This window comes from Haloactinopolyspora sp. (assembly GCF_027324685.1).
Taxonomy (GTDB): Bacteria; Actinomycetota; Actinomycetes; order Jiangellales; family Jiangellaceae; genus Haloactinopolyspora.
Map to the genome: position 1 here is coordinate 1 of NZ_DAHVSH010000124.1, position 19,028 is coordinate 19,028.

17 protein-coding genes are annotated in these 19,028 nt (G+C 67.4%); 4 read left to right on the top strand and 13 right to left on the bottom strand.

Going from position 1 to position 19,028, the window contains the following annotated elements:
* The 6 genes from M6444_RS14140 to M6444_RS14165 form a co-directional block, all read right to left on the bottom strand.
* Positions 1-470: hypothetical protein (locus M6444_RS14140; protein WP_298328545.1), on the bottom strand; the 470-nt coding region annotated here is incomplete at its 3' end.
* A gap of 3 nt (positions 471-473) precedes the next feature.
* Positions 474-1,277 carry a carbohydrate ABC transporter permease gene (locus M6444_RS14145; protein WP_298328547.1) on the bottom strand — a complete coding sequence of 268 codons (804 nt, stop codon included), beginning with the start codon at positions 1,275-1,277 and terminating at the stop codon, positions 474-476.
* A gap of 53 nt (positions 1,278-1,330) precedes the next feature.
* Positions 1,331-2,266, bottom strand: coding sequence for a sugar ABC transporter permease (locus M6444_RS14150; RefSeq protein WP_298328548.1), 936 nt, complete (start codon positions 2,264-2,266; stop codon positions 1,331-1,333).
* A complete protein-coding gene (locus M6444_RS14155) occupies positions 2,263-3,591 on the bottom strand; it encodes a sugar ABC transporter substrate-binding protein (protein ID WP_298328549.1) in 1,329 nt (442 codons plus the stop codon). The genes M6444_RS14150 and M6444_RS14155 overlap by 4 nt, the downstream gene beginning before the upstream one ends.
* Positions 3,592-3,608: 17 nt before the next feature.
* Entirely contained in the window at positions 3,609-6,104 is a 2,496-nt protein-coding gene (locus M6444_RS14160) for a GH116 family glycosyl-hydrolase (protein WP_298328551.1), read from the bottom strand.
* 91 nt (positions 6,105-6,195) lie between these two features.
* A complete protein-coding gene (locus M6444_RS14165) occupies positions 6,196-7,110 on the bottom strand; it encodes a LysR family transcriptional regulator (protein ID WP_298328554.1) in 915 nt (304 codons plus the stop codon).
* Between the two features lie 75 nt (positions 7,111-7,185).
* Here M6444_RS14165 and M6444_RS14170 point away from each other — a divergent pair, with 75 nt between their 5' ends.
* Complete coding sequence (locus tag M6444_RS14170) at positions 7,186-8,595, top strand: MFS transporter (RefSeq protein WP_298328557.1); 1,410 nt, start codon at positions 7,186-7,188, stop codon at positions 8,593-8,595.
* A 14-nt stretch (positions 8,596-8,609) separates the two neighbouring features.
* Here the strand turns inward: M6444_RS14170 and M6444_RS14175 are convergent, their stop codons facing one another.
* The 3 genes from M6444_RS14175 to M6444_RS14185 form a co-directional block, all read right to left on the bottom strand.
* Positions 8,610-9,545, bottom strand: coding sequence for a hypothetical protein (locus M6444_RS14175; RefSeq protein WP_298328559.1), 936 nt, complete (start codon positions 9,543-9,545; stop codon positions 8,610-8,612).
* Complete coding sequence (locus M6444_RS14180; protein WP_298328562.1) at positions 9,546-10,022, bottom strand: hypothetical protein; 477 nt, start codon at positions 10,020-10,022, stop codon at positions 9,546-9,548.
* 95 nt (positions 10,023-10,117) lie between these two features.
* A complete protein-coding gene (locus M6444_RS14185) occupies positions 10,118-10,561 on the bottom strand; it encodes a hypothetical protein (RefSeq protein WP_298328565.1) in 444 nt (147 codons plus the stop codon).
* 226 nt (positions 10,562-10,787) lie between these two features.
* On the opposite strand from M6444_RS14185, the gene M6444_RS14190 reads away from it, so the two are divergent.
* Positions 10,788-13,586, top strand: coding sequence for a BTAD domain-containing putative transcriptional regulator (locus M6444_RS14190; RefSeq protein ID WP_298328567.1), 2,799 nt, complete (start codon positions 10,788-10,790; stop codon positions 13,584-13,586).
* On the opposite strand, the gene M6444_RS14195 is transcribed toward M6444_RS14190, so the two are convergent.
* From M6444_RS14195 to M6444_RS14210, 4 genes are all read right to left on the bottom strand, one after another.
* Complete coding sequence (locus tag M6444_RS14195; RefSeq protein WP_298328569.1) at positions 13,581-13,901, bottom strand: hypothetical protein; 321 nt, start codon at positions 13,899-13,901, stop codon at positions 13,581-13,583. The two genes, M6444_RS14190 and M6444_RS14195, sit on opposite strands and share 6 nt — an antisense overlap.
* A gap of 59 nt (positions 13,902-13,960) precedes the next feature.
* Positions 13,961-14,743 carry a PASTA domain-containing protein gene (locus tag M6444_RS14200; protein WP_298328572.1) on the bottom strand — a complete coding sequence of 261 codons (783 nt, stop codon included), beginning with the start codon at positions 14,741-14,743 and terminating at the stop codon, positions 13,961-13,963.
* Between the two features lie 128 nt (positions 14,744-14,871).
* Positions 14,872-17,058, bottom strand: coding sequence for a putative Ig domain-containing protein (locus M6444_RS14205; RefSeq protein ID WP_298328574.1), 2,187 nt, complete (start codon positions 17,056-17,058; stop codon positions 14,872-14,874).
* Between the two features lie 25 nt (positions 17,059-17,083).
* Positions 17,084-17,254 (bottom strand): hypothetical protein, encoded by a 171-nt coding sequence (locus M6444_RS14210; protein ID WP_298328575.1) that lies wholly within the window; start codon positions 17,252-17,254, stop codon positions 17,084-17,086.
* 201 nt (positions 17,255-17,455) lie between these two features.
* Here M6444_RS14210 and M6444_RS14215 point away from each other — a divergent pair, with 201 nt between their 5' ends.
* Together M6444_RS14215 and M6444_RS14220 are read left to right on the top strand one after the other, a co-directional pair.
* The gene (locus M6444_RS14215; protein ID WP_298328579.1) at positions 17,456-18,457 is read left to right on the top strand and encodes a LacI family DNA-binding transcriptional regulator; all 1,002 of its coding nucleotides are present in this window, start codon (positions 17,456-17,458) and stop codon (positions 18,455-18,457) included.
* Positions 18,458-18,464: 7 nt separating this feature from the next.
* A partial coding sequence (locus M6444_RS14220) for a glycosyl hydrolase family 28-related protein (RefSeq protein WP_298328577.1) occupies positions 18,465-19,028 on the top strand: 564 nt, incomplete at its 3' end.

Below are 19,028 nucleotides of genomic sequence, written 5' to 3' on the forward strand. Positions count from 1 at the left end.
CGCAACGCCAGCATGACCACTGCCGCGACGGAGGCGAGCACCGTCGATGTCCCGCCGACGGCCGCGGGCAGCAGCAGCCACATTCCACCACCGCGCTGGTGCCCGAAGACGGCGATCATGGTGAGAACCGCCAGAACCAGCGGCACCGCCGCGACGCGGACCGCGCGCCAATAGAGGCGCCGCAGCGCACCAACGTAGTGACGCATCGACACCTCGCCGCCGGTCACGATGACGCACCCGCACCACACCAGCGCCATCAGGCACGGGGCGACGGTGACAACACTGGCCGCCCATCCCACCGGCGGCGCAACGCTGCTCGCGAGCAGGCTCACCACCACAGCAACGCTCACGCTCGCACTGCCGAGCAGCAGCAGCGGCAACTGCGGCCACGCCTGGCTGAACGCGGTTCGCAGGTAAGGGTTCTCCCGGCCCTGCGCTGCCGCCACCGACGTGTCGGGCCGTGGTCGCATCGGTCAGCCCCGGATTCCAGCGGTCGCGATGCTGGCCACGAACTGGCGCTGGAAGAGCAGAAAGACCAACAGGACCGGCAGCACCACCAAGGTGATCGCGGCGAACACCCCCGTGGGGGCCACGCCGCCCTGCGCGTCCTGCAACGTCACCAAGCCGAGCGGAAGTGTCATGTTCTCCGGCGTACTGATGAAGATCAGCGGTCCGAAGTAGTTGTTCCACGACGCCTCGAAAACGAGGATCGCCATCGCCGAGATCGCCGGCGCGGACAACGGGACGATCATCCGGAACAGGATCCACACGTGCCCGGCGCCGTCGATCTTGGCAGCGTCGTCGAGATCGCGCGGAATGCTGTTGAAGTACTGCCGCAGAAAGAAGATGGAGAACACGTGGATCAATGCCGGCAGCCACAGCGCAACCAGCGTGTCGACCAAGTTGAGCGTGCGCATCAAGATGAACACCGGGATGATCAGCAGCTGGGCTGGGACCATCAACGCGCTGAGCATCATGATGAAAATGCCGTTGCGGCCACGGAAAGAGAAGCGCGAGAAGCCGTATGCGGCCAGCGCACTCACCAACAATGATCCGACGGTGGCGATCACCGACACGGTGAGACTGTTCAACGCCATCTGCCCGAACGGAACGAGGTCGTTGACGCCGGAGAAGTTGTCGAACGTGGCGTTCACCGGCACCCAGTTGGGCGGGATCTGGAATGCCTCGGCCGGGTCGGTGAGGCTGGTCGAAAGCAACCACACCAGCGGCGCGATCATGACCACGCCGAAACCGGCCAACGCGACGTCGAGAATCACCGACCCGGTTCGAAGCTTCCGGCGCCGACGCTTCGGGGACTGTACGGCGACGGTCACTGTTGATGCACCCACTTCCTGGATGTCCAGAATTGCAACAGTGTCACCAGCATGATCACGACGAACACGATGATCGCCACGGCCGAGGCGTAACCGATCTGGAACGCCTGGAAGCCTTGTTCGTACATGTACATCACCAAGGTCGTCGTGGCATCGTCCGGCCCACCGTTGGTGATGATCTGCACCGGGTCGAAGATCTGGAACGCGCCGATGAATGTCACGACGGTCGCGAAGAACAGCGTCGGCGACATCATCGGCACCGTCACGTTCCAGAAGATCTGCCACCGGTTGGCGCCATCGGTCTTGGCCGCCTCCGTCAGGTGCTCGGGCACCGTCTGAAGCCCAGCCAGCATGATGATGAAGGTGAAGCCGAGCGTGTGCCAGAAATCAATGCCGATGATGGCCGGCAGCGCCCAACTCGGATCCAGAAACCAGTCCGGCGGCTGGATGCCGAGACGGTCGAGATAGTGGTTGACCAGGCCGAACGTCGGATCGAGCAGGTACTGCCACAACAGCGATACCGCGGCCCACGAGATGATGAACGGGAAGAACACCGCCGTACGCACGAAGTACGACACCACCCGGCTGGCGATCCGGTTGACCCCCAGGGCGAGCAACAAGCCACCGACGATGTGCGTGACCACCGAGGCGAAGGCGAAGATGAACGTGTTGCCGAACGCCTGGAAAAGCACCGGGTCCTGGAACAGCGTGACGAAATTGTCCAGCCCGACGAACTCGGCCGGCGTCAGCAGGTCCCAGGAGAACAAGCTCAGCGCGATCGCGAACACGAACGGCCCGCCGATGAAGACGGCGAACAGCACGACCGCGGGGCTGATGAACAGATACCCGAGCCACTCTTGCCGTCGTCGTCCGCGGTGCTGGGATTCGGTCCCGGACGCGCGCGAGGCCGGGACGAGCGTCGTCGCCGTCACAGCAGTGGGCCGATCTTGTCGTGTGTCTTGTTGAACTGCGTCCGAGCGTCGGCGTAACCGGAGATCACCTGCAGCCACCCTTCCTCGACGATGTGCTGAATCTCAGGACCTCTGTCGGGTGACGGGACCGGCGTCGCCACGTCGAGGACCTCGACGAGCTTGATGCTGCCTTCGGGGGCGTTGCCCAGGAACGCGTCGCTGGTGGCGACCGATCGCCTGGCCGGCACGATGGTTCCGCCGGTCTCGGCGAAGAACGAGGAGCCCTCGACGGACATGAGGAACTTGATGAACGTCCACGCGTCCTGCTTGTTGGGCGACTCCCGGGTGATGTCCCACGCGTCCCAGCCGACCGGTGAGCCGTGCACGCCGTTGTTCGGGAAGAACACGACTTTGGTCTTGTCGGTCATACCGACCCGGTCGACGTTCACGATGCCGAAGGCGCCGTCGTGGAATGCCGCCAGCTCGCCCCGCTGCATCAGCGTCGGGGGGTCGTAGCTGCCGCCGGGTTCGGGGGCGTACCCCTCAGCCACCAACGCTCGTGCCATCTCACCGGCTTCGATGGCCTCGGGGCTGTTCATGAGTGAGGTCGTCCACGACTCGTCCAGGCTCGACGTGCCGTTGTTGGTCAGCCACGGCAGCACGTCGTGCCAATAGTTGTGCTGGACGGTCATGAGATACGCGCCCTGCGCCTTCACCTTCTTACCGGCGCTCATCAAGTCGTCCCAGGACCACCCCTCCTCCGGAAGGTCGACGCCCGCCTTCTCCAGGAGCTCGGTGTTGCAGAACTGGACGATCGGGTTGTAGCCACCAGGGATGTAGTACGTGTTCTCGTCCGGCGAGCCGTACTTCTGGGTCCACAGGCGCAGGTTCTCGTGAATGTCGTCGTAGTACTCGTCGACGTAGGACCGGTCGTTCTCGATGAACTCGTCGAGCGGTTCGAGCACGCCTTTGGACGAGAACAGCCGCTGTCCCTCGGTGGCGATCTGGACGATGTCCGGCGGCCGGCCGCCGGCGATCTGGGTCGCCACGGCGTAGGCGAATTCCGCCCACGAGCCCGACTTGGCGGTGGCGCGTAGTTCGATCTCGGGGTGCTGTTCGTTGAACTGGGCGAACAGCTGCTCGAACTGCTTGCGGTGGTTGACGTCGCCGAGATAGACGAACTCGACGGCGCCGGCGTCAGCCGATCCTTTGGTCGCTGCGCCGGGTGCGCCGCCGCAGGCGGTCAACCCTCCGGTCAGCGGCAGCGCGGCCGCGCCGCCGAGCAGTTGCAGCATTCGTCGACGGGAGAACGGCCACTGAGTGGCGCTGGAGTTCTGGCGATTCATCGTCGGCCTCCTCTGCGTCACCGCACGGATACGGTGATGCCGTCGATCTCCCCGTGAACGCAGTGCACGCGCGGCCCGTCCGGACCGGATTCGACGTAACCCCAACCCGTGGGCAGAACGACCGGCAGGCGTTCCCCCGGTCGCGGTTCACGCACCTGCAGCTGTGCGGTGACGGCGTCGAAGCGTTGTCCCGTCCAGGCTTCGAGGACGCTCCACCCGGCCATCGCCCGCACGTAGTGGTCGCCGCACTCGATCTGGTTGTACGGATTCCGGCGCGAACCGTCGTATCGGGCCCACAGGCCGTCGAGGATCTGCCAGCTCTCCGCTTCGAGTCCTTCCAGCAGACAGTGCGCAGCGACCTGGTACTCGACACCGGTCCAGACTTCGTCGCAGTACCGCGTCGGCACGGCCGGACGGCCGCCGTCAGGCCACGAGCACATCAGCAGACCGGTGTCGTCCCCGTCGGCGAAGACCCGGTAGATGTGCTCGAAGCCGGTGAATCCCGTCCGCAAGTTGTGTCGCACGACCGCACGCAACGCGGAGCGGACGTGGTCGGCCGGCAGGATGTGGCCGAGATCGAGGAGGTGCGCCCACCACTGCCCGATCAGCTGGTCCGACAGGCAGCCACGCCCCCACTGGAACTCCGTCGGCTCGTCGGGGTCGAGCACCTGGATGTAGTACTCGCCGTTGAACAGCAGTTCGTCGTACGCTGCGCTGCCGGCCTTGAACAGCGCGTTCAACTCGTCGGCCAGCGCCGGCTCGGACAGCAGCCGTGCCATCTCTTCGGTTGCCCGCAGCGCCGCGAGCCACAGCGTCCCCATGAAGCTGTTCACACCGCGCAGATCGATGTCGTGGGTGCTGGGCTGGATGCCGCGGAGCACACCGGTGCCGTCGGGATCCCAGCCGGTGCGGATATGAGCGAGGAGCCGGGTGAGGTGTGGCCACCACCGCCGCAACCAATCGGTGCCAGCTCCGCGGCGTACCTCTCGATAGGTCTTCAACAGCACTCCGAGCATGCCGTCGAGCGCCGGTTCGTCCGGCCCACCGATGCGTTGGTCCCACAGCTGCGGCAGGTACGTCGGCGAGATCACCCGGTGCGGGATCGACCCGTTCGGTGCCTGCATGACGCCCAGCTCGGTTTCGCGCATGCTTCGCTCGAGCTCCGGGAAGAGCGCAGCCAGCGCCTGTTCGTAGTTCCACACGTGGGTGCAGTTCAGCGGACACGAGCCACCGACGTTGCCCGAATGCGTCGCCGTCGAGACCCCTTGAACGCCTTCGAAGCCGAAGAACGCACCGTCGGCGGTTCGGAAGCAGCTCGGGCTGCGAATGATCGAGGCTTGCGCGGCGAGGTGCTCGACGGCCTCCGGGTTCAGTCCGCTGTCCTGCAGCGTCTGCGTCCAGGACTGAGACGCGCTCTCCAGGTCCGACCACTCACGCTGCACGCGGTCCGCGACGGCGATGGCGTCCGGGTAGACCTGGGCGTAGTGGTTGCCGAGCCAGAAGCGCGTCGGGCCCCACTGGGGGTTCGTCGGCCCGAACTGGCTGAAGTTGACGTAGCGGTTCGGGAAATGCCACGTCAGGACGAACCTGATGTCGACGCTTTCGCCGGGTTGCAGGGTGAACGGAGCGGCGAGGCCGCCGTTCCAGGTCGCGCCCTCGGGACTGGGCCCGTGGGTGGGGGCGGGCCCGCTCACCTGGTAGTCGGCCAGGTGGCCGGCGTGACCCAACCGCGAGGCCTCGGCCAACGTCCGCGACTGGAGGAAGTCGATGAACTCCGCCGGCTCGGTCCACTGCGCCAGTGCGCTCGTGCGGGACCCGTCGCAGCTGAGCACCATCTGTCCGTTGCCTGCGGCCAACGGGTCCAGAGTGTGGTTCTCCATCACCAGCGCGGTCCACGAGTCCGCTCGTCGAACCCGGTTCGTGTTGCCGCCGTAGCCGCGGGCGTGGACGCCGTTGATGGAGGTGACGCCGTCGTAGCCGACGGCGTTGTGTGCCGTGCCGCCGAGCCAGCCGTGCACCGGGATCTCGTCGGTGTTGGTGATGGTGAACGTGAACATCGCTGCGGGGATGGAGCTGCGGTCGACATCGAGCGGGACCATCGGCGTCAGCGTGCGTAGTCGCACCTGCACCGGGTGGTCGTCATCGTGGTAGTCGATCTCGGCGAGCGGATAGGTACTCCGGAACGTCGTCGAGGTGACGCCGCCGACCGTGTCGATCAGGGCGCGCTGCCACTCGGGCACGTGATCGTCGTTCATCAGCGGGGTCGCCGTGACACCAGGTTCGGCCGGCGGGGCCTGCAGGACCTTGACGACGTTCAGCGGCGGCTCGATGCGGCACACCCGCAGCGCGAAGAAGGATCCCGGCAGGTCACCGCGGTGATTCCCGATGTTGTGCAACTGCCACTGCCGCAGTGCGCCGTCCGCGGCGATCGCGACGTTGCCGGTGCCGATTCCACCCAACGGCATGGCGACGTGACGAGCTCGGGCATGGGGCAACTGACGCTGTCGGAGCATGCTCACCTCAGGCGGAAGCGGGCCGAGTAATCGATTGCTCAAAGCTAGGCGCGGCACTTCTCCATGTCAACGCCCACCGGGTCAGTGGGTCTTACCCGGCACCGTGGCCACGCCTGTGGCCAGCGACGACAGCTGCTGCACTGGCAAAAGCGAGGGTCTGCGGGGTGGCGCGTTCCCCGAGCCAGATCACGGCCACCTCTGACGGCGCCATGTCGGTGATCGGCACGTAGCGGACGTCGGGTCGCGGGTAATAGTCGTTCATGCTGGCGACCATCGGGCTGACGCCGCGCCCGGCACCGATGAGAGCGAGCAACTCCACCGGGTTCGTCACCGTCTCGCGGCGCTTGAGCGGCTTGCCACCAGGGGTGATACGGGGAACGTGGAAATCGCGCCAGTACTCCGGCGCGCTGCTGGGTAGGTCGAAGACGAATTCGTCGCCGATCTCTTCGATGCTCACTTCCGCTCGGCCTGCGAGGGGATGATCGGCCGGAACGGCCAGCGCTCGGGGCTCGCGCACGACGACAGGGCCGACGACGATGTCGTCTTCGTGTACGGGCAACCGGGCGAGCGCGACGTCGACGTTTCCGGCACGGACGGACTCGAGCTGGTTGGCGAAGTCCAACTCGACCACTCGAATCCGCCAGTCGGGCATCATCGAGGCGAATTCGGTGAGAATCGCGGTGGTCACATCACCTGCGGCGAGACCTTGTTGACCGACGACGAGCGTGCCGGGCGGTAGGGAGCTTCGCCGTCGGGTGCGTTCCAGCGCTGCCCGGATGGAGTCGTACGCGGGGCCGATGGCGTCGGCGAGAATCTGGCCCTCGCGCGTCAGCCGGACCCTCCTGGTGGTGCGGTCGAACAGCGACGTCCCCAGTTTGCGTTCGAGCCCGGCGACGAGCTGACTCACGCGCGACGGGGTGAGCCCCAGGCGCTCGGCGGCGCGGGCGAAGTGCAGTTCACCGGCCACCGTCAAGAAGCACTCGATCTCCGCGGTGTCGACTCGCACTATGTAGCACTCCTCAAGAGTCATGAAGGAAGAGACTCTTTATCCAGCTTATTGAGGTCTGCACAGTTGATTGACGTGAAGCAAACTGTGAATGAGCGAGCCGAGTCGTCCCGAACCGCCCTGACCGTGATGCTCGGCGCCGTCTTCATGGTGCTGGCCGACGTGTTCATCGCCACGATCGCGACCCCAGCTATCCGCGCTGACCTCGCAGCGGACACGCTCCACATCCAACTGGCACTCGCGCTCTACAACGTCAGTTACGGAGCTCTCCTGCTCGGCGGCGCACGCCTCGGCGATCGTTTCGGGAATCGACGGATGTTTCTGGCCGGCTGCGTGTTCTTCGGCCTCGCCTCGGCCGTGTGCGCCAGCGCTCCGAGCGCTGAGGTCCTGGTGATCGGCCGACTCCTGCAAGGGATCGGCCCGGCCCTGCTCATGCCACAGGTTTTCACCTTCATCCAGGTTCACCTCGCCGAGTCGGCACGCCTGCACGCCTTCGCGGCGTTCTCCGCAGTCAGCGGGATCGCCGCCGCAGGCTCGCAGGTCATCGGTGGAATCCTGATCGACCTCGATCTGTTCGGACTGGGCTGGCGTACCGTCTTCTGGATCAACATCCCGGTCATGATCGCCATCGTGCTGCTCGGCATCGCCAAGCTTCCGCAGTCGGGTGGCAGCCGCAGGGCCGAGATCGACGGCGCAGGTCTCGCAGCGGTCACCATCGTCCTGTTGGCCACGACCTCAGCGCTCTCGTTCGCACAACACCTGCCTGGCATCGCGCTGGTCGCCGTCTGCCTCTCCGTCGTCGGCGTCGTCCTGGCCCGCGCGGCGTTTCGACGAGCACGACGTCAGGGAAGAGACACGATCATCGACACCGGTGTGTTTCAGCTGCCGGGCTTTCGCGGGCTGCTTGTCTCGTCCTTGGCGTACTACGCCGGCAACGCCATCCTCTTCAGCCTGCTCCCCGTGTATCTCATCGGCGCCAGGGGATACAGCGCGGCCACGGCTGGGCTCTTCTTCGTCGCGCTCGCCGGCACGTTCGCGGTCGTCTCCGCAACTCTCCCCCGGCTGGTGCAGGCGCAACCGCACTTGCTGCTGACCGTCGGCTCGACCGCCTTGGTGCTCAATTATCTGCTGCTGGCCCTGGCCCTGCTGCTGACGCGCCAGCTTTCAGCTGTCGTGCTCGTGGCCCTTCTGGTCCTGATCGGATGCACGATGGGATGCATCGCTCCGGCCCTCAATGCCCTGGCCGTGCGTCTCGTGCCCGCCGCCTCGGCTTCCTCGGCTTCCGGGCTCGTCACGACCGCGCTCGAGGTCGGGTACGGGCTCGGCGCCGCCATCGGGATCGGGAGCTACGCGATCGCCCAAACCCGAGCTGCAGAGCCCGGACACGCCCTGGCCGCGAGCCTCGGCATCGCCACGCTGTTGACGATCGGCCTGGCGATGCTCGTGGCGCGAAGCACGGTCAGCACGGCTTCCACGCCATGGTGACACGTCACCCGCGCTCAGCCGTGCTGCTCCATCGCGCTGCGCAGACTGGCCAGCTCGTCGCGGTGGCCGGCGATGAACTCGTTCTCCAAGTCCGTGCGGATCTCGCGCTCGACGGCGTCGTAGTCCGCCAGGCAGCGGATGTCCGCACGGGCGACGGCACGCTCGAACTCTTGAAGCTCGGCCAACTCGGCGTCGGAGAGCCGATCCAGCCATGCCGTGTCGAAGCCGTCGACGGCGACATCGGCACCGACCGTCTGCCCGGCGCGCTCCAACACCAGCTCGAAACCGTCTCCCGGAGCGTCGAGGCCAGGAAAGTCCTGTTCCGCCATGCAGGCCGACCATGCGCTGACGGCTCTCGTGACACGCTCATGGGTGGTGATCGCCGTCTCCAGCTCGGCCATACCGGCGGCAAGGTTGCGGAACTCCGGCCGGCTGAGCTCACGTTCCAGCGCCTGCTCCGGCAGGACGATCCCGGCCTCGTTCAGGCAACCGGTACCGTCCGCGGCGGGTCCGTAGAGCGCGTCGTCCCACCGTTCGCGCTCGCGCGCCGACAGCGCCTCGTAGGCCTCGCGATTGGGCATCTCGTCGGCGGACCGGTTGATGGTCAGCCCGTAGCCGTACTCGGAGGCGTCGGCGAATGACGTGAGTTCTCCCGGCAGGACATCAGCAGTCTCCGGGACGGCCGGTGTGTACTCGAAGCCGGCGGCTTGCATGCATGCGGCGATCTTCTGTTCACCGGCCGACATGTGTTCGGCCGCAGCTTCTGGGCCGAGGCCGAGGAACGACGTCAGGGGCGACGCCCACGGTGCGCGTTCCTCGGCCGCCGTTGTTGGCTCGGCCGCAACTGCATCAGCCACCGGCTGGTCATCCGAGGCGGCCAGACCCGCCGCCCCGGTCACCGTCGCCAGGACGGTGAGCACGATCACCGACGTTCGTAGCCGAACAGCCACTCAGCAATCCCCGCCCGGCCCTGTGCACAACTCCAAGTTGATCCACGGCGTGTAAATGGCACGACCGGTAGCGTGGTGCTTCACGAGTCCACGAATGTTGGTGTAGTAAAGGCTGCCGTACTCACTCGAGTACGTTCGGGTTTCACCCCGCGGAATGGGCGCGTTGTAGCGCCAGTTGTACGTGTACCTCTTGCCGTTCCGGATTCCTTGCCGGTAAAAGCCGAGATGGATGTCACGTCCACTGTGGTTCGTGAAGCTCACATGGTGGTAGAGGTCACCCCGTGCCACGCCGTCGGTCGACGCGTAATTGTTCAGTGTGCCCAGGCCCGAAGTCCACCGGCACGTGAGTGCGTCCTTCTGGTAGGCGGAATTCACATACAACGTGTCCGAGTGACCGCACACCGACGCGGCCTTGGCCGCGGCTTTGGCCGTGGCGGCCTCGTCGGCCACGGCCGGGGCCGTAGCGCCGGCGAACATGATGGCAAGGGTCGCTACAGCTGTAGCTAGTCGCTTCAACGTGATCGTCCTCCTAGGAATACGTGTGGGTTCGATGTATGAGGGATTCGGCCGCTCTACCCGGCCTGAACCCAGGTCACCCAGATGTTCGACTGCGCGCCTTGCAGAGCCGGGGAGTCCGCTCGTACGGCCTGCTTGGACCGGGTGGCGAAGAAGCGCACGATCGTCGTACCGGTGCCGCCGGACGGGCCTGCGACGATGCCGCGGGTGGAGAGTGTCTCGTCCTCCTCGACCGTGACCGACACGATCGGCGCGCCGCTGGTCTGGCGGATCTCGAGGTCGCCGTCCGCTTGCACACGAACCGACGACGCCCCCGTACACCGGTGCGAGGCGTTCTCGTGGATCTCCGGCCCGCTCGACGTGAATCTGATCGCACAGCCGGTGACCTGTGTTGCCGCGTTCTCAGCGTTGCCGGTTCCGTGCGCGACGAGTAGCGGCGCGGCAACCGCGGCGCTCAGCGCCGCGAGTGTGGTCAGAAGTCGTGGCCGAGTCAGGGCCATCGGTCGTCCCCTTGGTTCGATGTCTCGTACTGTTCGCTGCGCGGACCATGGGACAGGACGCGCGGCCGTTCATTCCTCCGTCGGTGCCGCATTGACGCTACGCGCGGCTGTCCTCGTCGATGTTTCTCGACGTCCTCACGTCGGTTTCACCGTCCTCGGCCGACGCCAGTCGGCCACGCTGTAATTTGGAGACGGCGAGGACCTGACTGGAGGTGTCCGCTACGACATGGCCACGCAGATCAGGCTGCTCGGGCCGGTGGGGGTTTCTCGTGACGGAGTCGAGACACCTGCACTCACCGGCCGACTGGCAGTCATGCTGGCTGCTGTCGCCCTCGGCGGAGGTCGACAGGTCGGGTTCGCCGCTCTCGAGAGCTACCTCTGGCCGGACAGCCCCCCGGAGCATCCGCGCCGAGCGTTGCAGAACTACGCCACCCGGCTCCGGCAGCTGGTGGGTCATGACGCCATCGAATCCCAGCGCGGCGGATTCGCCCTGGGCCTGGATCCCATGGCCGTCGACGTGTTCCGATTCCGGTCGCTGGCCGCCACGCCCCCCGAAGGCACCCCGCCCGAAACCGAGCTTCGCCGGCTCCGCGATGCGTTGGCCCTGTGGCACGGCGAGCCGTTGTTCGGGTTGTCACCCGATGCGCTGACCCGCGAGTACGGGCCCGGGTTGGTGGACGAGTTCCTCAGCGCCACCGAACGCGCCAACGAACTGCGGCTCCAGATGGGCGACGTTGGCACCGACCTGCTGACATCGCTGCGCCAACTGATAGACGAGAACCCCTGGCGTGAACGCCTGTGGGGCCAGTTGATGCTCGCGCTCTATCACCAGGGGCGACAGGGCGAAGCGCTGACCGCCTACCACGACCTGGTCGGTGTCCTGCGTGAAGACCTCGGCATCACTCCCGGCGCGGAACTGGTCCGCCTGCACGAGCGCATCCTCGCCGGTGACACCGACCTCGTCGGCGCGGGACCGATCAACGTCAGCGCACCGGCCAAACCGGCACAACTGCCACCCGCCATCGCGGACTTCGTCGGGCGAAGTGACGAGCTGGCAGCGCTGACGTCGACAGTCCGGCCCGGCGACGATCGCGTGCGGATCGCCTTGATCTCCGGAAGTGCCGGCGTGGGCAAGACCACCTTTGCCGTCCACGCCGCCAACGCTGTTCGAGCGAGCTTCCCGGACGGCCAGCTGTTCGCTGACCTCGGCAGTGGCCGTACGCCCGTCGAGCCGGCGAACGTACTGGGCACCTTCTTGCGCGCGCTGGGCATACCCAACGGTGATGTTCCCGCGTCCGTGGAAGAACGCACGGCCTTGCTCAGGTCGTTGTGCGCCGACCGGAAACTGCTGTTCGTCCTCGACGACGCCGCCGGGATCGATCAGATCACGCCCTTGCTTCCTGGATCGCCCGGGTGCGCCGTGATCATCACCAGTCGCCCGCGGCTGGCCATGGCCGCCGACGTTCACATCGACCTCGGCATGTTCAACCACGACGAAGCCCGGGCACTGATGGTGAAGATCATCGGACGCCCGCGGCACGAGGCTGAGCCCGAAGCCGCCGACTACGTCCTGCGTGCCTGCGGGGGCGCGCCGCTGGCGGTCCGGATCGCCGCGAGCCGGTTGGCGACTCGCCCGTCCTGGCCGATCGAACACATGGCCGCTCGGCTGGCCGGCGCAGACCGACTGGACGAGCTGTGGCTGGGCGACCGAAGCGTCCAGGCGATGTTCGACACCATCTACGCATCGCTCGACCCCGAGTTGGCTGAACGGTTCCTGCTGCTCGGAGCTGTGCCGGGTGCCGTCATCGACCTTGACCTCGCGGCTGAGGTATGGGCCACCGACATGACGTCCGCGCGCTGGTCGCTCGAGTTGCTCACCGACATCCGACTGCTCGATTTCGCCGCCGAGCCCGACACCTACCGCTGGCACGACCTCGTCCGGCTCTACGCAGCCCAGCACGGCGACATCGACCGTTCCCCGGCCGGGCGACGAATCCTGCACTATTTCATTCAGTCCCTGCTGAACGCGAAGCGGTTGGTCCGCCCGGACGACCGGCCCGAAGACCCGATCATTCTGGCCACCGACGACGTCGTCGGCCGCACCTTCACCGACCGTGCGGACGTGCATGCATGGCTGCACCCCAGGTGGCCCACGCTGACCGACGTCGCCGTGCGTGAACTCACCAGCGACGACAAGCAGCGCGCAGCCGAGGCGGCCGGGATGACAGTGCTGATGGACGTCGTCTCATCCGACTGCTGTGACGTGATCGACGCCGAGGTGCTCATGCGCGCGGTCACCGAGGCAGCGCTTCCTCCCGAAGCTGACCGGTTCGTGGCCGCTGCCTGGCACAACCTCTACTCGACGCTGTACCTGCAAGCCAGGTACGCCGAAGCGCGTCCAGTCGGCGAGATCGCGCTCGAGCGGCATCGTCGTCGGGGCGATCGGTACTGCGAAGCAGCCATGTTGCACAACATGGCGTTTCAGCTCGCTGGCGAGGGGAAGTTCGCCGAGGCGAGGGCCTACGCTCTTGCCGGTTGCGAGCTGGGGGACGCGCTTCCCGACCCCATCCGGGCCCGGTGCCTCTACGGTCTCGCGACCACCGAAGTCGAGCTCGGCGACCTCGAAGCTGCCCGCAAACACCTTGACGAAGCCGATGCGCTGGACCAGCCGAGCCCGTCGTCCGCCGCGGCCTACCGCCGAGCCATTGCGTGGGCCGCCTTCCGGTCCCGCGCCGAACCCGCCACGCCGCTGACTGATGCCTTCGCCGACGTGCTGGCGATCGCCGACGAACTCGGCTCGAGCAAGTTGCGTTGTGAGGCGTGGGTCGCCATTGCGCACGCAGCGGCGGCCCGCGGCGAGGACGGCGTCGAAGCCGCCCAGAGTGCCGTCGACCTGGCTCGGGAGGGTCATCACCTACGGCTTGAAACGCTAGCCTTGAAGGCGTTGGCGGACGCATGCGAGCGCCGGGGTGACGGCGAACGAGCTAGCCAAGCACGACAGCAAGCCGACGCGTTGCTGTCATGAGCCGTCGTCCCGGTTTTCCGAGGCAGCCGTCACATCCGGGCGCACCTCGTCTGGTGCGTTCTTCGTCGGTTCAGAGTCCTGGTCGTCGTGCTCGGCGTCGACAGGGTTCGCGTCGCCGTCCTCGTCGTCCACGCGGCGCAATTCGCCGCCAGCGCCTTGCACCAGCTCGGTCTCGTCGGCGTCAGCGTGCATCCGGGTCTCGTCATCGACGGAGTGGACTGCGGCTGCGCGGTCGCGTTCCTCCTGGCTGACGCGTCGGCCCTCGTGGCGTTGTTCCTCGGTCGTGCTCTGATCGTCGTCGCGCTCGGTCATCATGGGCCTCCTCCTTGGCTCTTCTTCCGTACCCAGGCGGAGGGACCAGCAACGGCAACGGATCAACCGGGCGGACCATCTAGCCACTGGGCGGCCACGGTCACGGTGACGAAGTCGCCAGGCTTGAGCATGGTGCCCGGTTCGGGTGAGACGTCGACGACCGGGCCGGGGCTGACGAGCGGAACGTCGGCAGGCTGGACGTCGGGGACCAGCCCGGCCTTCTCCAGCGCGTCGAGGTAGGCGATTTCGCCGTCCTCTTGCTCGTTCAGCAGGTAGCCCCGGAAACCCGGCACACCGATACGGTCGGGCAGGATCTGGATCCGCTCCAAGATCCGGTCGGCTTCGGCATCGGTGGAGGATTCGGCTCGGAAGTACACGCCCATCGACGGGATGTGCACAGTCCCGGCGCAGACGTCGACGGCCTCATCGGCGAGGTCTGGCTGGCAGGCCGTGGATTGGCGCAGCGCGGACACACCGTCGATCTCGAACGTCTCGTCCGCGGTGAATCCCGACCTGGGAGCCCACGAAGTCACCTCGACACTGTCCACACCTGCCGGGCGTGGCGCGGCACACGCCAACACCGGGCCGAGGTCGATGACCACCGTGTCGCTGATCGGCGTCCCGCACGTATGGGCGTTCGTGGCCCACTCCTGCGGGACCGCCACCGCGGCACCGGCCAGGCCCACCAGCCGCATGCCCGCCGGGGCGAGATCGGACTCCGGCGAGGCCACCCGCGTCTCCACCGAGCCGCCCGCTGGCCACAGCGCCGCCACCGAGCCCACCACGGCAGCCGTCGCCGCAGCAGCGCCCGCAACGGCCAAGGCACCGAGCGAGAGTGAGCGCATGCCTTTTCGACGGCTGTCACGGGCCGGTGGTTCCAGCTCGCAGGAGCGCCGTCGACCAGAGTCGCGGCGTGAAGCTGCTGGTCGACTTGCTGATACTCGGAATCAGCCACGAAATCGCGCGAGATCGGTCACCCGGCCGCCGTCGGCCCCCGCCCACCGGTGACCGTACTGGTCGGACACGGCGCCGGGTCGACGAGGACCCGTCCCTCCGTTGCCACGACATCGAGCTCGCCGCGCACATCCGTGCCGCACAACGTGACGCCCGCGTTCCCGCCGACCCTGACCGCGCCGTTGATGGCGCTCCCGAGTACGGCAAGGCGGGCGTCTCCGGTGATGACGACGTCACCGGATTGCCTGGCACCATCGAGGCACACAACGCCGGTGTCAGCCGTGATGCCGCCGCGGTGGATGCCGGTGACCATGCGCTCGCAGCCACCGACCGTCACGGTGATGGACCGGCGCGCGATTGCACCGAGTGCGTCTCGTACCTGCACCGCGAAGGTCGACGTCCCCGGGACGGCGGGGACGCCGGTGAGAGTTCCATCGAGCCCCAAGTCGATCCCGGCAGGCAGGTGCCCGTCAGCGAGCGACCAGGAGTACGGCTCAACGCCGCCCGTCGCGGCGAGGGCACCGTCGTACCCGGTCGCCAGGTCGCCGGCCGGCAGATCGGCGTCGGGGATCTCCAACGGGGTGACGACGTACCCGAGAGTCGCGAGAATGCCGAGGCCGTTGTGGGCGATCGGCAGAGTGCCGACGGTGACGTTGCATACCGCCTCGGTGAGATCCCCGTCCCCGTCGAGGTCGTCGGAGTCGCGTGCGGCCAGGGCCATCGGGGTGATCGTGCGGTCCTGGATCGCGCCGAGCCCGTCCTCGCCCGCCGCGGCGAGTCGGCCGAACGCGTGCGCGAACTTCGCCGGGACGACGGCGTCGCGCACCTCGGCGAGAATCCCGAAGCCGACGACGTCGTAGTACTTCGCCTCCTGCGAGACGAGTTCGGTGCCCGCGGAGCGGATGAACCCGCCGAGCGACAGATGCGGATCGAAGTCCCACGGATCACCAGTGGGAACGTCCCCCTGATGGTCCGGCGGGTAGTACGAATCGACGGCTCCCGCCCGCGAGTCGTCGACGCAGTCGAGCGGGTCCCACGACGAAGCGGTGTGGACGGCGGGCAGAGAGGTGTACCGGGCGTAGTGAGCGGCGACGGCGTCGCGCGCCGCCGCGGGGCCGTGAACGGCCTCCTCGTATCGGTACAGCCCCGCCAACCCGTACTCGATCATGTCGGTCCCGAGAGTCCCACCCGACGGCAGGCCGTCTTCGTAGGTGCACGATCCCTTGCGGTGCCAGCGGTTGTCCTGGCAGTCGGCCCGGTTGGCCTGCATCGCCACGATGCGGTTACGCGACGGGGCCTCGGAGTGGAACCGCACCGTGTACCAGTCGGTACCTGCGGCGAGCCCGCCCTCGAAGAACTCACGCGCCGCAGCGGCGGAGGCGGCGTAGCGGCCGTCCTCGGCGCCGGTGGCGTCCTGGAGATCCTGGAGGAACGACACGGCGATGAAGTTCCACAGCGACATCGTCGAGAACACGTTGTTCCAGCTGGAGACCTGGTCGAAGAACCCGCCGTTCGGTTCGGTCGGCTCGCCCTCGTCGTCGACGAACGGGTAGCCGCCGTAGGCGGCGTAGTACTCCCGTGGGTCCTGCATGCGCAGGAGGAACTCGCCGATCTCGGTCGCCGCGCCGAGGTAGGCGGCCGCGCCGGTCAGCTCGTGCGCAGCGAGGAGGGCCTGGCCGCACGCGGCGTTGCCGAACGTCGTGTAGTACTGCAGGTTGCCGTCGAGTGAGCTGGCCACGGCTCCGTCGAAGACGTCGGTGTGAGTGGGCGTGGGGTCGTACTGGTAGTCGAGGACGGCGTCGGCGAATTCGGCGACGATGGCGAGTTCGTCGGCGGTGACTTCCCGGCCGTGCGCGGCTGCGCGTGCCGGGAAGTACTCAGAGAGGAACTCCAGCGACGCGCAGGCAGCCGTGCTCTGCTCGACGTCAGGCTGCAGGCACGGGTCCTCGATCGTGCACCGGCCGTCGTCGAACAGGGTCGGTCCCGACAGGTACGGAAGCTTGCGGACGAGGCCATTGCGGCGTTCACCGTCAGCCCGGGCGAGGATCCATTCGGCGTACCGGTCGAGCGTCTCGTCCGTGGCCGGGGCCGGGGGTTCGGACGCATCCGCCACGAGTGTGCCTGTGGCAGCAGGCGCGCCCAGCAGCGTGGCCCAGATCGCGACTGCTGCGGAAATTCGCGCCGCCCGCGCGAATGCGGTTGCCATCGTCGGTCCTCCTTCTCGCGACGGGTCAGTCGACCTGCGTCGCGATCTCGGGCTCGGTCGCGATCGGATGCGTCGATGCGGGCACGTTGTCGCGCTCGTGTGCCGCGGCGGGACGTATGTCGTCGGCACGTGTGCCGTAGATATACGGGGTCATACGCAAAACGACAAGAGTGATCTGCTCAGGATCACGGGTCATCGCGAGGCTCCTCAAGATCCGCCGGTCGGTGCGCTCGGTGGCTGTCGAGCACGATTCCCGACGGCCATGCCGATGAAAATCAACTCCCCGGGGTCTTGACGTTTTGCGCAAAACGTGGTGATCTCAGCGCCCATGACGGCAGGCAGCACCGCAAGCCGCGGACGCCGGGGACGTGGTCCGACGCAGGCGGACGTCGCCCGGATGGCGGGGGTGAGCCAGACGACTGTCTCCCTCGTGCTCAACGGCACCGGGTCACGTCAACGCCGGGTCGGCGAGGAAGTCGCGAACCGCGTACTCCGGGCGATCGAGGTGACCGGGTACGCCGCGAACCCCGTGGCCCAGTCGCTGGCCGGCGGGCGTTCGTCGATCGTCGGCGTCTACACCTACGAGCCGGTCTTCCCGGCATCGGCCGGGAACTTCTACCACCCGTTCCTCGAGGGCATGGAGACCGAAGCGCAGCGCCTCGGCATCGACTTGCTGCTCTTCACCTCGATGGGCGAAGGCGAGACCGGGCTGGTCAGCGGCACGCGTCTGCGCCGCCTGCAAGTCGCGGACGGCTGCGTGCTGCTAGGCCGCCACAGCCGACCCGAGGATCTCGACGAACTGCTGCGGCAGGACTTTCCCTTCGCGTTCGTCGGCCGCCGTGCGGCGCACCGGGGCACCGTCCCCTTCGCTGCCGCCGCCTATGCCGACGCGACGGAAGCGGTCGTGCGACGTCTGCTCGACCTCGGTCATCGGCGGGTGGCCTTGGTCAACGGCTTCACCGGCCACGAGTCGGTCGAGGACCGAGCACGCGGCTACCGCCGCGCCATGGCCAGTGCAGGCAGGCAGCCGGTGACGTTCGACCTCGGCGACAACCCCGTCGGCGACCTCGTCGACGCCCTCCTCGCCAGCGACATGACCGCCGCAGTGGTCAGCGCAGACCTCGCGGCGCCGCTGCGGCTCGCCGCTCTCGACCGGGGGTTGGAGGTCCCTGGCGACCTCTCCATTGCCAGGTTGGGCGACCCCGAGACGCCGGAACCGGTGCCCGTCGACTGGACCGGCTTCCTCATCCCGCGCCGGGAGATGGGGGTCCGGGCGCTGCAGATCGTCATGGGCCAGCTCACGCCCGGCGACGATACCGAGCTCCAGACCTACATCCCGTGCACGGTGGTCGACGGCACGACCGTGGCACCGCCGCAACCAGCGGCCGGGCGGAGGTGACCCGAACATGCCGACTCCGTCATCCGTGCAACGCCGACTATCCGTGCAACGCCGGCCCAGAGCCGCTCTCGCCGCCGTCGCGCTGATCATTTCGGTGATCATGGGCTTGGTGGCTGTCAAGGCAACGGCTCTGCCGGCGGCGTCGCCCGCCGACACGTCCGGCGAGACGTCCGGGCACACGTCCAGCCATTCCGTCTACACGTCGATGCCCATGGACCCGACGGCGGTCGTCCTCGGGAGCGAGGAGTTCCCCGTTCATGGTGACGGCACGGGCGACGACACCGCGGCCATCCAGGCGGCCATCGACGAGGCGTCACGCCGCGGCGGCGAGAACTGGCTGGGCAACATCGTCGGCGGTGCCCGCGGCGTCGACATCGGCGACGGAGGAGGCCTCGTCTTCGTCCCCGAGGGCACGTACCGGATCACCGAGCGGATCAACGTCCACGCATCGGTCCGGATCGTGGGCTTCGGTGCGTCCCGGCCCACGTTCTACGTAGCCCCCTCGACCCCCGCTTTCGCCCACGAGCCCGAGTTCGTCTTCGCCGCCGTCCGCCGACCCTGGTCCGAGGAC

What these genes read in the sequence shown, in the direction of transcription:
- M6444_RS14190 (WP_298328567.1), top strand. Translation starts at nt 10,788, where the DNA reads ATGGCCACGCAGATCAGGCTGCTCGGGCCGGTGGGGGTTTCTCGTGAC.
- M6444_RS14155 (WP_298328549.1), bottom strand. Translation starts at nt 3,591, where the DNA reads ATGAATCGCCAGAACTCCAGCGCCACTCAGTGGCCGTTCTCCCGTCGA.
- M6444_RS14200 (WP_298328572.1), bottom strand. Translation starts at nt 14,743, where the DNA reads ATGCGCTCACTCTCGCTCGGTGCCTTGGCCGTTGCGGGCGCTGCTGCG.
- M6444_RS14205 (WP_298328574.1), bottom strand. Translation starts at nt 17,058, where the DNA reads ATGGCAACCGCATTCGCGCGGGCGGCGCGAATTTCCGCAGCAGTCGCG.
- M6444_RS14215 (WP_298328579.1), top strand. Translation starts at nt 17,456, where the DNA reads ATGGCGGGGGTGAGCCAGACGACTGTCTCCCTCGTGCTCAACGGCACC.
- M6444_RS14195 (WP_298328569.1), bottom strand. Translation starts at nt 13,901, where the DNA reads ATGATGACCGAGCGCGACGACGATCAGAGCACGACCGAGGAACAACGC.
- M6444_RS14180 (WP_298328562.1), bottom strand. Translation starts at nt 10,022, where the DNA reads ATGTTCGCCGGCGCTACGGCCCCGGCCGTGGCCGACGAGGCCGCCACG.
- M6444_RS14185 (WP_298328565.1), bottom strand. Translation starts at nt 10,561, where the DNA reads ATGGCCCTGACTCGGCCACGACTTCTGACCACACTCGCGGCGCTGAGC.
- M6444_RS14160 (WP_298328551.1), bottom strand. Translation starts at nt 6,104, where the DNA reads ATGCTCCGACAGCGTCAGTTGCCCCATGCCCGAGCTCGTCACGTCGCC.
- M6444_RS14210 (WP_298328575.1), bottom strand. Translation starts at nt 17,254, where the DNA reads ATGACCCGTGATCCTGAGCAGATCACTCTTGTCGTTTTGCGTATGACC.